Genomic DNA, 16,282 nt, shown 5'->3' with positions numbered 1-16,282 from the left:
ATAATAAGTCACTTCATTATATTTGATTATAATTTTTCGAGAATTTCCAGATAATGAGACCTTCTGTTTATATTAAAGATTTAAGAGAGCACGTCGGTAAGGAAGTCAGCTTAAAAGGCTGGCTTTACCACAAACGCTCCAGCGGAAAAATTAAATTCCTTATAATGAGAGACGGCACAGGCTATCTCCAGTGCGTAGTTTTCAAAGGGAATGTTTCTCCTGAAATTTTTGAATTAGCCGACAAAATAACGCAAGAATCTTCCTTTGAAGTCAAAGGAGCAGTAAGGGAAGACAAGCGCGCAATTGGCGGTTATGAACTCGACGTTACTGATCTGAAATTAATTTCACTCTCGCAGGAATACCCCATTACCCCGAAAGAACACGGCATCGAATTTTTGATCGATCACCGCCATTTGTGGGTAAGGTCTAAAAAGCAGGTGGCTATTCTTAAAATAAGACATCGCGTTGTTAAAGCCATTCGAGACTTTTTCGATTCGCACGGATTCACTCTTTTCGACGCTCCGATTATAACCCCGAATGCATGCGAAGGCACTTCGACCCTTTTCGAAATGGATTATTTCGATCTGGGTAAAGCCTACCTTACGCAGTCGGGACAACTGTATGCCGAAAGCGGAGCGCTGGCTCTCGGAAAAGTTTATACTTTCGGGCCTACCTTCAGAGCGGAAAAATCGAAAACCAGGAGACACCTTACCGAGTTCTGGATGGTCGAACCAGAAATGGCTTTTTACGACTTGAACGATAATATGGACCTGGCTGAGGAGTTTCTGGAATATATAGTTCAAACGGTTTTGGAAGACAGAAAAGAAGAACTGAAAGAGCTCGAACGCGATACTTCGAAACTCGAAAAAGTAATGCGGCCCTTCCCGAGAATTACGTACGACGAGGCGGTCGAAATTCTGAAGAAAAACGGCGTCGATTTCAAATGGGGAGACGATTTTGGAGGCGCCGACGAAACTATTATTTCCGAGCAATTTGACCGCCCTGTAATGGTTCACAGATATCCTGCGGAAGTAAAAGCGTTTTACATGAAAAGAGACCCCGAGAATCCTAATCTTGCTCTTGCCGTCGACGTGCTTGCGCCAGAAGGCTACGGGGAAATTATCGGAGGCAGCCAGAGAGAAGACGACTACTACACGCTCATTTCCAGAATAAAAGAACATAATCTGCCTCAGGAATTTTTCGAATGGTATCTTGACTTGCGCAGATACGGTTCGGTTCCGCACTCGGGTTTCGGACTCGGTTTGGAAAGAACCGTTAGCTGGATTTGCGGACTGGAGCATTTAAGAGAAGCAATACCATTTCCCAGAATGATTTACAGGAATACACCGTAAATGGAATTAGCACTTTTTATTATTCTGGCGCTGATTGCGGCAGTTTCGTCAATAATGATGATCACAAGGAGAAATGCGGTAATAAGCGCTCTCTTTCTTATTCTTAATTTCTTTGCGCTGGCAGGGCTCTATTTATTGCTCAACGCGCAATTTATTGCCGTCGCTCAAATTATCGTCTACGCCGGCGCGATTATGGTGCTCTTCCTTTTCGTAATAATGCTGTTGCGCACCGACAGCGAAGCTAAGATCTTCAGCGAAAAGAAATTGTTAAAATATTTTGCAATCGGTATTTCGATATTCGTATTTCTCCAGGTGGCATACATAATATTATACGGCGCGCCATCGAGAAACGCGTCGCCCGATGTAATGAAAAGCGTGGAAATTGGAACGATCCAGTCGATCGGCAGGGAACTCTATACTAATTATATTATCCCGTTCGAAGTGGCGGGCTTTATGCTGTTGGCAGCCACAATCGGAGCTTTGATTTTGGCAAAAAGAAAATTTGAATAAATTCCGACGGAGCCGTTGTAATGACAAATATACCAATGGAATATTATCTGGTTTTAAGCGCCTTTATGTTTACCGTAGGAGTTACGGGCGTGCTTTTACGCAGGAATGCAATTGTTGTTTTTATGTGTATCGAATTGATGCTTAATTCTGCAAATTTGGCGCTGGTTACATTTTCTTCGTATTTAGGAAATCCGGCCGGACAGGTGTTTGTGTTTTTTGTTATGACAGTGGCTGCAGCCGAAGCTGCCGTGGGCCTGGCGATAATTATAGCGATCTTCCGTAATAAACTTACGGTCAATATAGACGAAATCAATATTTTCAAATGGTAAGGTGTTAATGATCGACTTAATCTATTTAACTGTTGTATTTCCGTTTGTCGGATTCCTGATTAACGGACTTTTCGGCAGAAAGATTAAAAATGAAAAGATAATCGGTATAATCGGCAGCGGCGCCGTCGGGCTCGGTTTCTTTATTACGGTTATGGCTTTTATTGAAACGCTCGGATTGCCCGCCGACCAGAGGTCTAATACCGTTGAATTATTTACATGGATATCCGTCGCGGGTCTTAAAATTAACGCCGCTTATCTGGTAGACCAGCTTTCTCTTACCATGGCTTTGATTGTAACGGGAGTCGGATTTTTGATTCATGTTTATTCGATCGGTTATATGCACGGCGACAAAGCCTTCTGGCGTTTCTTTGCGTATCTGAATTTATTCATTTTCGCTATGATGAATCTTATCCTCGCCGATAATTTCGTGCTTTTATTCCTCGGATGGGAAGGCGTCGGTCTTTGTTCATATCTTTTAATCGGCTTCTGGTACGACAGGAAATTCGAGAAAGGCACAACATCCGAAGCCGCCAAAAAGGCGTTCGTTGTAAACAGAATCGGCGACTTCGGTTTTCTGCTCGGTATGTTCTTGATTTTCTATACATTTGATTCGCTTACATTCAACGAAGTTTTCAGTAAAGCCGCTTCGTTTCCGGTATCGGAAACTACTTTCGGTCTAATCGCTTTGTTTTTGTTTATCGGAGCTACCGGCAAGTCGGCTCAAATACCGCTTTATGTTTGGCTTCCTGACGCGATGGCTGGTCCTACGCCCGTCTCGGCGCTGATACATGCCGCTACAATGGTTACCGCCGGCGTTTATATGGTATCGCGAGCGTCGATAATCTTTGCGTCGGCCCCCGCTGTCATGACAGTTGTCGCGGTAATCGGTTTGGCTACTGCCATTTTTGCAGCAACAATCGGATTGGTTCAAAACGACATTAAAAAAGTATTGGCATATTCTACTGTCAGCCAGTTAGGATATATGTTTCTCGCCGCAGGCGTCGGCGCTTTCGGAGCTTCTATATTTCACGTTATGACGCACGCTTTTTTCAAAGCTCTCTTGTTCCTCGGCGCAGGCTCGGTAATTCACGGCATGCACGAGCGCCAGGATATTCGTCATTATGGCGGACTTAAAAAGTATATGCCAAAAACCTACGTAACGTTTTTAATTGCTTCGCTTGCAATCGCAGGTTTCCCGGGTTTTTCCGGTTTCTTCAGCAAAGACGAAATCTTATGGTATTCCTATGCAAACGGCGGTTTGTTCTATTGGATTATCGGAGCAATAACCGCAATGCTGACGGCGTTTTATATTTTCAGACTATTCTCGCTGACGTTTCTGGGCAAAGAGAGATTTAATCATAACGAAGTTCATCCGCATGAATCTCCAGCGGTAATGACGATTCCTTTGATGATTCTTGCGTTTCTGTCGGTGGTCGGCGGCTATATCGGAATACCTGAAGTATTTTCCGGCGAACATGGAAATCTCTTCGAAGTATGGCTTGAGCCTGTGTATCAACCGGCAATGGAAAAATTGTCGATTTACGGTTTCCATACGCACTTCGAAGAAATATTGCTGATGGCTATTTCGGTAGCCCTCGCATTGACTGGCATTTACGCCGCTTTGTATATCTATACTAAAAAACCTGAAATTGCCCGTAAGGCGTCGGAAAAGTTTGCCGCTCTTTACAGAATATTATTGAATAAATATTATGTGGACGAATTATACGAAGCCGCAGTAGTTCAACCGATTCAAAAAGGCTCCGAAAAAATTCTTTGGAAATTTACCGACGCAGCCGTTATTGACGGAGTCGTAAACGGGACGGCTCGTCTTATCGGCGGTCTGTCGGGTGTAATCAGAAAAATACAAAACGGTTTCGTGCAATTTTATGCATTTATAATGATGATGGGAATCGCCATTGCGCTCCTTTGGCTGATTCTGAGTTTGTAAATAACACAAAACGTATAGATTATGGAATCCAGTAATATATTAACATACTTATTATTCACACCGATTATCGGCAGTATTTTGGTGCTCTTTTTAAAAAAGGATAACGAGAAGTTCATTAAGTGGACGGGATTATTTATCTCTTTAATTGCATTTGTTATTTCTCTCGTAGTTTATGCGGGATTTAATTCGGCTTCTCCGGGATTCCAATTTACGCATCAAACCCTTTGGATTGAAAGTTTGAATGTCAGCTATTTTGTGGGAGTCGACGGAATTTCTTTAATACTTGTATTGCTGACAACATTTTTAACTCCTCTTACTTTGCTTTCCACGTGGAAAGCCATCGATAAGAACGTCAAAATGTTTACGTTTTCAATGTTGCTTCTCGAAGCCGGAATGTTGGGAGTTTTTATTTCGCTCGACTTATTTCTGTTTTATATCTTCTGGGAAGCAATGCTTATCCCGATGTATTTTATTATCGGTATTTGGGGAGGGGAGCGAAGAATTTACGCTTCCGTGAAGTTTTTCCTTTATACGATGTTCGGAAGCTTATTGATGCTGGTTGCAATTATCTGGCTGGCTGTTTATGCCGCCAATCAAACGGGCGCCTTCAGCACAAATCTGCTCGAACTTTATAAAGTGGCTCCGACTATAACCCGCGACATTCAGAACTGGATGTTTCTGGCGTTCTTTTTAAGTTTTGCAATAAAAGTTCCTTTGTTTCCGTTGCATACCTGGTTGCCCGATGCGCACGTCGAAGCTCCTACTGCAGGTTCTGTAATACTGGCGGGAGTTCTTTTGAAAATGGGAACATACGGATTGGTGCGTTTCAATCTCCCCTTATTTCCTCAGTCTGCCGTCCAATACGCGCCTATAATTTCAGCGCTTGCCGTCATAGGTATTATCTACGGCGCGTTGGTCGCAATGGTGCAGCCCGATATGAAAAAATTGGTGGCTTATTCGTCGGTATCCCACCTCGGATTTGTAGTGCTTGGAATATTTGCGTTTAACTCCGAAGCGCTGCAGGGAGCCGTTATTCAGATGGTTAACCATGGGCTTTCGACAGGCGCTTTGTTCTTGCTGGTAGGCGCAATTTATGAGAGAACTCACAGAAGAGACATTGCATACTATGGAGGAATTGCCAGAATCGTGCCGCTCTATTCTACAATATTGATGATAGTTTCCCTTTCTTCAATCGGACTGCCCGGTTTAAACGGTTTCATCGGCGAGTTCTTAATTCTGCTCGGCGCATTTAAATCGGAAGTTCTCGGCAGCTGGTGGTATGTGGTATTTGCCGCAACGGGAGTAATATTTGCGGCGGTTTATTTGTTGTGGATGTATCAAAGAGTTGTTTTTGGCGAAGTAAAGAATCCCGTTTTGAAAGAACAGCTTACGGATTTAAATCAACGCGAAATGATTGTGCTTATTCCAATTCTCATTTTTATAGTATGGATTGGAGTTTATCCTTCGACATTTTTACACATGACGCAGTCTTCGGTCGATTCATTGTTGAATCAGATTGCAGAATACGTACCATTAATTAAATAGGGAAAAGATGAAAAAATTAGTATTACTATTGGCGTTTTTATCGAAAGATATTTTTGCCTCCGGAGGCGAAGCCGCTCACGCGCTGCCAAATCCCTGGATGGTAATTCCGTTTGCGGTCTTGTTGATTATGATTGCTACGGGTCCACTTTTTTATCATCACTTCTGGGAAAAGAATTATCCTAAGATAGCAATTGCATTGGGAAGCATAACCACGTTTTATTATTTGGTATTGTTAAACGATACTCATACTTTGTTGCACACTGCCGCCGAATATATTTCATTTATTGCTTTATTGGCCTCGCTGTTTGTGGCTTCCGGCGGAATTCTTATTAAGATAGACAAAAAATCGACGCCGTTGCTCAATATCTTCGTGCTTTTGTTCGGCTCTGTTATTGCAAATATCATCGGTACAACCGGCGCATCGATGCTTTTGATACGTCCTTATATTCGTATTAATAAGAACAGGATTAAGCCGTATCACATAATTTTCTTTATTTTTTCGGTTAGCAACATCGGAGGAGCATTAACTCCGATCGGCGACCCTCCGTTGTTTCTCGGATTTTTGAGAGGGGTAGATTTCTTCTGGTTCGTAGAACATCTCTGGTATTTATGGCTGCCCACATTGATTGTATTGATGGCGATTTTTTACGTTATCGATTCTAGAAACAAAGAGCCGGAAACCGATACGGATTATACCGGTAAGATTGAAATCAAGGGCACCAAGAATCTTATCTATTTACTGGTTATTTTAATCTCAGTATTTCTCGACCCCGGTATTTTTAGCTGGGTGCCTTCTTTGGCTCCGCTTCCGATCGGTGTAAGAGAAATCATTATGTTTACTGTAGTTTACCTTTCTTACAAAAATGCCGATAAGGAAATACTCGAGAAAAACGAATTTAATTTCGAACCTATCAGAGAAGTGGCGTATCTGTTTATCGGAATATTTGCAACCATGATACCCGCCCTTCAATTAATTTCATACGAAGCAAAGGTCTACGGCGAGCAATTGAACGCCGGAATATTCTATTGGGCTACGGGTTCGTTGTCTGCGTTTTTAGATAACGCTCCCACGTTTCTGAATTTCCTCAGCGCCGCATTGGGTAAATACGGCATGGATGTGACGATAAAAGAACAGGTGAGCGAATTTGCGTGGTTGCATCCGTTATACCTTCAGGCAATTTCGGTGGCGGCGGTATTCTTCGGAGCAATGACTTATATCGGCAACGGTCCCAATTTTATGGTTAAATCGATTTGCGAAAGAGCCGGTATTAAAATGCCGAGTTTCTTCGGTTATTTGATTAAATATTCAATCCCGATTTTATTGCCTTTATTTACTATTTTATGGTTTATTGTTTATTATGGCAGAGGTTAATATGAGAACATTAGACGAGGTTTTAAAAAATAATATTAACGGACTTCATTACGGCAATAGAGTGCTCCTTCCTTTCAAAGCGGACATACTCAAAGCCGTCGTGGAAAACGACATAATAATGGATTTCAGCAGCCAACGAAAAGAAGCCTGTTACAACAAGTATGATAATTTTACCGAAATTTATTTTTTCGAATATCCGAATCTCGAAGAGGTTGTAACGGAGTATGAAACCATTAAATTAGTGGTAGTAGAGGAGGGGAAAGATATTTTCGATTTTGAGAATCACAGAAAATTGGCTCTGCACATTAAAGAAAATCATAAGTTAATTATCGAAGAAACTAACGAAGACATATTGTTTATAGAGTAATTATGCCTACAAGTAATCAAGAATATTTAATGTTGATTCCCTTCATTCTGATGGGAGTTACAATATTAATATCGGTTTTAATAGAAATTTATTTCAAACGCAGCGAGGAAATTTTACCCTGGTTCTCCGCTATCGCTTTTTTGGCTGCTGGTATTATTTCTCTCTGGAATATTAACGAGCGTGCGCTGCTGTTCGGCGGTATGATAGAAGCCGGGGGAATATCCGCCATATTTAATTTTATTTTTAATGTAGCTGCAATGCTTGTTGTGCTAGCTTCCGCCGATTATCTGAAAAAATACGGCACTTATTACGGCGAGTATTATATATTGATACAATCCTCCGTACTAGGAATGATGGTAATGGCAAGCACTCAGGATTTGCTGATGATCTTTATGGGTCTCGAACTGATGTCGATTTGTTTTTATATTCTTGCCGGAATTAACAGAAAAAAATTAACCGCAAATGAAGCCTCGTTAAAATATTTTCTCCTCGGCGCTTTTGCTTCGGGATTTATTTTGTACGGATTGGCTCTCGTTTACGGCGCTACTCAAACTACGGGCATTTTTACAATAGTGGATAATATCGTATCGATGCAGGGTAATATTGTATTCTGGACGGGCGTGTTGCTTTTGGTAGTCGGTTTCAGTTTTAAGATTGCGGCTGTTCCCTTCCATATGTGGGTGCCCGACGTTTATCAGGGAGCTGCGACTACAGTTACGGGATTAATGTCCACCGCAGGTAAAACCGCAGCCTTCGGCGTTCTTATTATCTTATTGGCTTTATCGTCTCCGGTAAACGGGAATAATGTGCTGCAACCGTATTTTGCAGTTATAGCTACTTTGTCCATGGTAGCGGGAAGCGTCATTGCGTTGTCTCAAAGCAATTTGAAAAGACTTTTGGCATATTCGTCGATTGCTCATGCGGGGTATATGTCGATAGGTCTTGCGGCAAACAACGTCGAAAGTATCAGCGGCATTATTTTTTATCTTGCCGCATATACATTTATGAATATCGGAGCCTTTGCGATTATATCGGTCATTGAAGGCGAGTCGGATGCCAACCTGGACATCGATTCGTATGCCGGCTTGAATTCGCGCAGTCCGTTCCTCGCCGCAGTTATGTCGCTCTTTATGTTTGCCCTGGCGGGAATTCCCCCTCTCGCCGGGTTCTTCGGAAAGTATTATGTATTCCTGGGAGCAATCGAAGGAGGACTTACCTGGCTTGCAATTGTCGGCGTATTGTCGAGCGTAATCAGCGTCTATTTTTATCTTAAAGTCGTCGTATATATTTACTTCAAAGAGCCCCAAAAAGATTTAACCATAAACGTTAGTCCATACAGTTTGTCTGCAATAATAATTTCAGCTCTTTTTGTTTTGATATTCGGACTGTTTCCCGACCTGCTGTTAAGAGTTATCAGCATAGCCGTCGGTTGAAGTTATGATTCCTTTATTTACATCGCGACAAGTCCGTAGTGCCGATGAATTTGCAATTGCGAAGCTCGGTTTGCCGGGCTTGGTCTTAATGGAAAATGCGGCCAGGAGCATCTTTGAGCAGATTAAATTAAATTTACCCCTCTCTGAAAATACTACATTCGGCGTAGTCTCCGGGAAAGGAAATAACGGGGGCGACGGATTTGCCCTTGCGCGCCATCTTTTGATTAACGGATACAAAGTAATTGTTATTGCTCTTGCCGACGACAAAGAATTAAAAGGCGACGCTCTTGTAAATTTTAGGGCGCTGAGAAATCTCATTAAATATTATCCCGATTCAAAATTAATTAAGTACAAAAGGCTAAACGACCTTTCAATATTAAAAAATGCGGATGTAATCGTCGATTCAATACTGGGCACGGGTAGCAAAGGCGAATTAAGAGAGCCCTATAAATCTATCGTTGAAAAATTAAACTCAATTGACGCATTTAAAGTCGCAGTGGACTTACCGACGGGACTGGATGTTGATACGGGGTACGGAGACGTTGTATTCGAAGCCGATTTGACCGTTACGCTTTCCGAATACAAAACGGGACTTTTTTACGGTAAAGGTTATACTCACTGCGGTAAAGTTGTAAAAGGTTCCATTGGAATCGGTTCGGAATATTATAATCGGTTGGAAACAGATACTTATTTAATCGAACCGGAAGACGCTTTCGTGAATATTCCGCTCAAAGAGCCCGATCTCCACAAATATTCGGCGGGGAAGGTATTGCTAATAGCCGGTTCAAGAAATTTGCCCGGAGCCGCTATCTTGGCTGCGGAAACCGCATTAAGAGCGGGCGCTGGCGCGGTTATTCTGGCTGTGCCCGATTCAATTTCGGAGACGGTACGGACAAAAATCGGTTCCGCAGTAGTAATTTCATATAATGATAATGGCAAGGGGTTCTTAACGGAAGAGGCGACCTCTCAACTCGAAGAAAAAATTTGTTGGGCGGATACAATTGCAATCGGACCCGGACTCGGACGAGACAAGGATACAATTAACGCAGTAATAAATATTCTTAAAAAGAATAACGGGAAAAAATTCGTTATCGATGCAGATGCAATTTTTGCCCTGGCAAATTCGAAGCAATATCTAAAGAATTCGATATTAACGCCGCATTTAGGTGAATTTGCCAATCTCATCGGTATTGCGGTCGAGGATCTGAAAGTAAATCCAATTCCGCATGCAAAAAAATTTGCCGCTAAAAACAAATGTCATCTGGTATTGAAAGGCGCGCCTACATTAATTTTCAATCCTGCCGGCGAGGTGTTCGTTAATACAACCGGAAATCAGGGGATGGCAAAATTCGGTACAGGCGACGTACTGACGGGAGTAATCTCTTCGTTTCTGGCTCAATCGGGTAATAACGAAGCTTCTGCAATTTCGGGCGTTTATCTACACAGCCTTGCCGCTGATTTGTTAGCCGAAGAAAAAACAATTTACGGTTTTACCGCGAATGATTTAATGGAAAAAATTCCTTATGCAATCAAATTCATTATTGATACTTTTTTACCGGATATTGAGGACTAATCCGCGTCGATACGTTTATATTCCGCTTGTAATATATTGGCTCTTATTATTTTCGCTTACAACCATTCCCGCCGATAAATTGCCTCAGATATTCGTTTGGCAAGATAAGATTCAGCATTTCATCGCGTATCTTATTCTGTCGATGATGTTGGAGCTTACACTGCATTTCCAGCGTAAAATTCCTAAATTTTCACGAATGCCGCTCAAAATAACTCTCTGGTTTATTATTATCTATGCCTCGCTGGACGAAATTCATCAGGCATTCATTCCGGGCAGGTATTGCGATATATTCGATTTGATTTTTGATATTGCGGGCGGCGCGTTAGGGGCGCTGATTGTGTATAAATTTTTAAAAAATGTAAAAAGAATTGAAACAATATAAAATATGAAGGGTAAAACAAGAGAAACAAATTGACTATTCACTCTCAATTTTTTAAGTTTGCTAAGGCTAAATGTGTAAATAGGAGATAAATTGTGGCTTTAAAGAAAAATCCAAAAGCAGATCTTAAAAGACAGTATCAGAGGGTTTTCGAAATTAGTATTATTATCTCTCTGGCTGTTATAATTCTTGCCTTCAAGTTTTTCCCGCAGATGAAAAAAGAGGTCGTAAAACTTGAAGCGGCGCAAGAATTGGTAAACGTTGAGGATGTGGTTAATACAAAACAGGAAACGGCTCCTCCTCCGCCGCCAAAGCCGCCAATTCCGATCGAAGCTCCGTCCGAAGATGTACTGGAGGATATTGAAATTGGCGAAACCGAGCTTGATATTAACGAGCAGGTAACAGCGGCTCCTCCGCCGCCGCCGAAAGAAGAAGCCAAAGAAGAAGAAGAGGCTGTATTCTTCGTCGCAGTTGAAGAACAACCCGAACCGATAGGCGGTATTGAAGCTATTCAGAAAAAAATTGTTTATCCTGAAATAGCTAAACGCGCCGGCGTGCAGGGCAGAGTTTATATTAAAGCTTTTGTCGACGAAAACGGCAACGTGGTTAAAGCGGAAGTGATAAAAGGCATTGGAGCAGGATGCGACGAGGCCGCAGTCAAAGCCGTAATGGAAACCAAATTCAAACCCGGCAGACAAAGAGGCAAACCGGTAAAAGTTCAGGTATCCATTCCGGTTGTATTCAAGCTTCAATAAAAGTTCTGGGGCTGTCTAAAAAGTAATTGTTCCGCTGCGGCGGAAGAATCCGAAATTCAATAAACTTTTTAGAAAGCCCCTTTATTTTTTTATCTCCGCATATTTATAAATTATCTGCAAACTAAATTGATAATTAAAATTAACAACCTTTATTTTAGCTACCAAAGCGGTAAGGAGTACAATCAATTTAAACTTTCGGTAGACGACTGGGGAATTAATAAAGGCGCCTTTTTGAGTTTGCTCGGACCGAATGGAAGCGGAAAATCGACCCTCCTGAAATTAATACTTCGTTTTATTAAACCCGACCGGGGAAGTATCTTTATAAACGGCGTCGACATTAAAAATTATAAAAGAAAAGACCTGGCCAAAACAGTCGCTTATGTTCCTCAAAAAATCACCTCCGCCTTTCCGTATTCCGTATATGAAACCGTCATGATGGGAAGAACGCCCTATATGAATTTTATGGGTTTTGAAGACGAAGACGACCGGCGGATCGTTAAACACGCGCTCGAAACATTTGAAATCGATCATATTAAACATAAAGGGATCAATGAATTGTCCGGCGGCGAATTGCAGCGGGTAATGATTGCGAGAGCCGTTGCGCAAGACGCCTCGATTATACTACTCGACGAACCGAATGCGCACCTCGATATTGAACATCAGGTTAGCATTTACGGAATATTAAACGAACTCAGGAGACAAAAGCGCATTACTATTCTTACGGTTACCCACGATCTCAATCTGGCGGGCATTTATTCGGACGATATTGCATTTATGGTCAACGGAAGAATCGTAATATCCGGCAAAAAAAGCGAAGCGCTTAACGAAAAAAATATCAGAGAAATATTTAAAGTTAATGCGGAAGTAATTAAATATACGGACGATATTTTAAATGTTTTGGTCAAACCCGATAAATTGAATTGAAACCGGCTAAAAAACAAATTTCTTTGCCTTTCTTAATTGCCGCAGTCATTGCGCTTTTTGTATTTATTTCGACGCTAAAATATCTGAATAACGGATTAAATCCTGTCGGCTACAACCCGTACTTTTTCGGGAACCTGCTCAATATAATCGTAACGTTTTTGACAATTGCGGGTTTAATTGCCGCCAAAAGGAAATCGAAAAATCTTTCAGGAATACTTTTGTATTTGCTGCTTATTCTATCGGTAACGCCATTGATTTTAATATTCATAGACAAATATACAGGTTTGCTGAATCTGCTCGATTCGTATACTTCCGAAGAATATTTTTTCACTTTCCAGATCAAAAAAATTCATGTCGGTCTGTTGTTTCTTATTTCGTATTTCTTTCAACTTTATATGATGATTTATCTCTGGAGTAGGGCTCTTTCAAAAGAGAGAACCGTTTATTTGGTCTCATTCTTCAGAACTTTACTTCTCCTGACTCTCTTTTTTGTAATCAGTCTGTTTTATGTTTGGTTCTATCCTGCTTCGCCGGAAGAAATCAAAGGGAAGACATACGACTATGCGTTGGTTCCGGGCGCCGCGGTATGGAACAAAAAATCGCCCAGTCCCATTTTCGAAGCGCGTTTGAGAAAAACTCTCGATTTATACAGAAGCGGTATCGTTAAAAAAATTATTTTAACCGGAGGAAAAGCGCCCGGCGAATTGAGCGAAGCCGATGCGGGTTATCATTTTTTATTGAATCTCGGAGTCGATACACGGTCGATTATTAAAGAAGATAAATCGGGCGCTACCCGGGAGCAGATTAAATATTTATATTACATTAAGAATGCAAACAGTAATTCCGAAAATCTCGCAATTATTTCCGATAAATTTCATCTGCCAAGAATTAATCAAACGTGCGGCTTCTTCGGCATTAAAGCCGACCTGATACCTTCCGGTTATAAAATGATTTTTTCCCGAGCGTTTTATTACCGGCTCAGGGAGGGCATTGCGCTTATTCTCTTTTGGCTATTTGCGATTTGAGAATAATTGTCGAACGATTTTCATTTTACCGACAAGTATCTTAGATTTGTGTGTTAAAAAATCCGGTCTTTTATATAATGAATAAGAAATCAGTAAGAAGAATTCTACGCGAAAGAGCGCTTCAGGTTCTTTATGCTTATGAACTTAACGGCGAAGGTCTCGAAGCGCTTATAAACGGGCTCCTGTCGGATTTATCCGTCCAAACCGATATCGATTTTGCCAGAGAATTAATCGAAAAAACGATCATTAACAGAAAAGAACTCGACGAAAAAATTAAAGAAAAAGTGGCTAATTGGGAAATGGACAGAATTGCATTGATCGACAGAATTCTTTTGCGTATCGGTATTTGTGAGTTGCTCTATTTCCCGGACATCCCGCCGAAAGTTACAATTAATGAAATTATCGAAATCGCCAAGGACTTTTCCACTTCCAACAGCAATAAATTTATTAACGGAATCCTCGACGCCATTCTATCCGACTTGAAAGAGTCCGGCAAGTTGAACAAAAGCGGCAGAGGCTTGATTGACCAGTCGCTTACAAAATCGTCTAAAAAAAATGAATCTATTGACGATCAAGAATCTTAGAAATAATGAAAAATTCAGAATTTTTGTCTGGACTCTGTTCGACTTCGCAAACACGTCATATTCGATAGTTGTAGTCACATTCCTTTACGCGGTCTATTTCAAACACACAGTTGCCAACGGCGAGCCGGTAGGAGACTTCTATTGGAGCATCGGCACAAGTATTTCCATGTTGATAACCGCTCTAATCTCGCCTGTGCTGGGCGCCATAGCCGATTATTCAGCGGGCAAAAAAAGATTCCTGTTGTTTTTTACCGCTTTATGCATTTTGTCCACTTTCATGCTCTATTTCGTCGGCAGCGGGGATTTGGTTTCCGGACTTCTCCTTTTCATTCTTGCAAATATCGGGTTCGAAGCGGGATTGGTTTTTTATGACGCCTTTTTGCCGGAAATTACTAAAGAAAGCAGCTATGGCAGAGTAAGCGGATACGGATTTGCAATGGGATATTTGGGTTCGTTTACTACTCTGTTGGTAGTTTATCCTTTTATAGAACGCGAAATGATAAAAGAAACTTTTCCGTTGTCGGCTCTAGTCTTTTTGATTTTTGCCATGCCTTTGTTTCTCTTTCTGAAAGATTCGAGAAAGAGCAGGACTGCCGATGAGTCGTATTTTGCAATCGGTTTCGGCAGAGTTACGGCTACATTGAAGAATCTGAAGAATTATCGAAACCTTGTTCTTTTTCTGGTTTCATACTTCTTTTTTATCGAAGGAGTCAATACGGTTATCTATTTTTCGGGAAATTATGCCAGTACTACGTTGTCGTTTTCGATGAAAGAATTGATCGTCTTTTTTATGATTGTTCAAACTACGGCAATTATCGGCTCGGTAATTTTCGGAATAATATCCGATTCGATCGGGCAAAAAAAGTCTCTTGTAATATCGCTTTCTATCTGGATTGCAACGATTCTTCTGGCGTATTTCACGAGTTCGGTAGATTCGCCGTTAATCGAATTAACGGCGTCGATCTTTAATTTGAGTCCGGAATCAGACGGGCATTTGTTATTGAGCCGTTATTTTTATTTGGTTGGACTTTTGGCAGGTATGGTTATGGGCGCAACACAATCGATAAGTCGTAGTTTGATGTCGAAACTTACTCCTTACGACAAGAAGACTGAATTTTTCGGATTCTACTCGTTTTTCGGAAAAAGTTCGGCTATACTTGGTCCTCTGGTATTCGGGATTACAAGTTATCTGACCGGGAATCAGAAATATGCCATTTTAAGTATAGGTATATTTTTTGTGGTTGGTCTGTTATTTCTCGGGGCGGTTCGCGATAAATAAATCAGTTTTTGTTGAAAATAATTTTTTTGCCCATATACCAAAACAAAACCAGAAAAATCAAAAGCCATAAAGCTATCCAGGCGAATTCGGGAATGCCGCTTTGACGCGACAACAGAGCTACGTCGGAACGGATTAAATTTTCCCCTGTTGAATCAGCAAAAAGATCGAGTGCCACGAAAATCAATCCGGTAAGTCCGATAATTCTGAAAAACAATCGATTTAACGCTTCCGGAGTAAAACGCGCTATAACAAAAAAAGCCGCAGCAATTATTAATATAATTATCGACATTACCGTATCTTCAATGAAATTAGCCGCAATAAAAACCAAAGCCGCCGGTATTCCGAACGCAGAGATAAGTTTTAATTTTTTATTGTAAGCCGAAAAAAACAATAAGGCGGCAATCAAAAAGCTGCCGGGGTAGCCGCTCAGCGCAATCAATAGATTGCTTCCGCCTTCTGCAACGCAACCTCCCGATAGATTATTGTTCAATTCAATGCCGACAATCTTCCCGCCTGTGAGAAAGGTCGCCAGCGCATGACTAGCTTCATGAAACAATATGAACATAAGTTTTACTGGATAGATAATTTTAGTATCCCATAATATGACTATGGTTAAAAGAGAGGCGGTTATAAGTATCAATTCCGTTATCTTGTTGAAATTTTTCATGATATAAAGTTATAAAAAAATATTGAATCTGAATTTGACTGTTGATAATTTTGCAATTGATAATAGGTTAAAAAATTAGATTATTTGAGTTCATTGAAAAATTGTTTTATCCGTCGACTGACGGAGTGGCAGCCTGTAGAAAAAAATAAAAAACATAAAAAATAAGCGGGCGTAACTCATCCGTCGACTGACGGAGGCAGAGTGGCAGCCTGTAGGAAAAAATAAAAAAACATAAAAAAT

16 protein-coding genes are annotated in these 16,282 nt (G+C 41.1%); 15 read left to right on the top strand and 1 reads right to left on the bottom strand.

Annotated features, from left to right (window positions below; all coding sequences use genetic code 11):
* Positions 1–53: 53 nt before the first annotated feature.
* From asnS to ACOYVE_RS06635, 15 genes are all read left to right on the top strand, one after another.
* On the top strand, positions 54–1,352 hold the full coding sequence (gene asnS / locus ACOYVE_RS06705) for an asparagine--tRNA ligase (RefSeq protein ID WP_422881346.1): 1,299 nt from the start codon (positions 54–56) through the stop codon (positions 1,350–1,352).
* Complete coding sequence (locus ACOYVE_RS06700; protein WP_422881344.1) at positions 1,353–1,862, top strand: NADH-quinone oxidoreductase subunit J; 510 nt, start codon at positions 1,353–1,355, stop codon at positions 1,860–1,862.
* 20 nt (positions 1,863–1,882) lie between these two features.
* Positions 1,883–2,191, top strand: coding sequence for an NADH-quinone oxidoreductase subunit NuoK (gene nuoK, locus ACOYVE_RS06695; RefSeq protein WP_014854818.1), 309 nt, complete (start codon positions 1,883–1,885; stop codon positions 2,189–2,191).
* A gap of 7 nt (positions 2,192–2,198) precedes the next feature.
* Entirely contained in the window at positions 2,199–4,139 is a 1,941-nt protein-coding gene (gene nuoL / locus ACOYVE_RS06690) for an NADH-quinone oxidoreductase subunit L (protein ID WP_014854817.1), read from the top strand.
* A 21-nt stretch (positions 4,140–4,160) separates the two neighbouring features.
* Positions 4,161–5,684, top strand: coding sequence for an NADH-quinone oxidoreductase subunit M (locus tag ACOYVE_RS06685; protein ID WP_422881341.1), 1,524 nt, complete (start codon positions 4,161–4,163; stop codon positions 5,682–5,684).
* Positions 5,685–5,691: 7 nt separating this feature from the next.
* Positions 5,692–7,056, top strand: coding sequence for a sodium:proton antiporter (locus ACOYVE_RS06680; RefSeq protein ID WP_014854815.1), 1,365 nt, complete (start codon positions 5,692–5,694; stop codon positions 7,054–7,056).
* A 1-nt stretch (position 7,057) separates the two neighbouring features.
* Entirely contained in the window at positions 7,058–7,423 is a 366-nt protein-coding gene (locus ACOYVE_RS06675) for a hypothetical protein (RefSeq protein WP_014854814.1), read from the top strand.
* A 2-nt stretch (positions 7,424–7,425) separates the two neighbouring features.
* The gene (locus ACOYVE_RS06670) at positions 7,426–8,856 is read left to right on the top strand and encodes an NADH-quinone oxidoreductase subunit N (protein WP_041355663.1); all 1,431 of its coding nucleotides are present in this window, start codon (positions 7,426–7,428) and stop codon (positions 8,854–8,856) included.
* Positions 8,857–8,860: 4 nt separating this feature from the next.
* Entirely contained in the window at positions 8,861–10,429 is a 1,569-nt protein-coding gene (locus tag ACOYVE_RS06665) for a bifunctional ADP-dependent NAD(P)H-hydrate dehydratase/NAD(P)H-hydrate epimerase (RefSeq protein ID WP_014854812.1), read from the top strand.
* Entirely contained in the window at positions 10,419–10,811 is a 393-nt protein-coding gene (locus ACOYVE_RS06660) for a VanZ family protein (RefSeq protein WP_041355661.1), read from the top strand. Before ACOYVE_RS06665 ends, ACOYVE_RS06660 begins: the two co-directional genes overlap by 11 nt.
* Before the next feature lie 92 nt (positions 10,812–10,903).
* Entirely contained in the window at positions 10,904–11,563 is a 660-nt protein-coding gene (locus ACOYVE_RS06655) for an energy transducer TonB (protein ID WP_014854810.1), read from the top strand.
* A 126-nt stretch (positions 11,564–11,689) separates the two neighbouring features.
* Positions 11,690–12,487, top strand: a complete 798-nt coding sequence (locus ACOYVE_RS06650) for an ABC transporter ATP-binding protein (protein ID WP_014854809.1) — start codon at positions 11,690–11,692, stop codon at positions 12,485–12,487.
* Entirely contained in the window at positions 12,484–13,512 is a 1,029-nt protein-coding gene (locus tag ACOYVE_RS06645; RefSeq protein ID WP_014854808.1) for a YdcF family protein, read from the top strand. Before ACOYVE_RS06650 ends, ACOYVE_RS06645 begins: the two co-directional genes overlap by 4 nt.
* A 77-nt stretch (positions 13,513–13,589) precedes the next feature.
* Complete coding sequence (nusB, locus tag ACOYVE_RS06640; RefSeq protein WP_014854807.1) at positions 13,590–14,096, top strand: transcription antitermination factor NusB; 507 nt, start codon at positions 13,590–13,592, stop codon at positions 14,094–14,096.
* Complete coding sequence (locus tag ACOYVE_RS06635; protein WP_422881338.1) at positions 14,068–15,375, top strand: MFS transporter; 1,308 nt, start codon at positions 14,068–14,070, stop codon at positions 15,373–15,375. The genes nusB and ACOYVE_RS06635 overlap by 29 nt, the downstream gene beginning before the upstream one ends.
* Position 15,376: 1 nt before the next feature.
* Here the strand turns inward: ACOYVE_RS06635 and ACOYVE_RS06630 are convergent, their stop codons facing one another.
* Complete coding sequence (locus ACOYVE_RS06630) at positions 15,377–16,042, bottom strand: M50 family metallopeptidase (protein ID WP_422881336.1); 666 nt, start codon at positions 16,040–16,042, stop codon at positions 15,377–15,379.
* Between the last annotated feature and the right edge of the window lie 240 nt (positions 16,043–16,282).

Origin of the sequence: Melioribacter sp. (assembly GCF_049325435.1) — a bacterium.
GTDB classification, from domain to species: domain Bacteria; phylum Bacteroidota; class Ignavibacteria; order Ignavibacteriales; family Melioribacteraceae; genus Melioribacter; species Melioribacter roseus.
The sequence above is the reverse complement of the archived record's forward strand: the minus strand, read 5'-3'. Positions and strand labels throughout refer to the sequence as shown.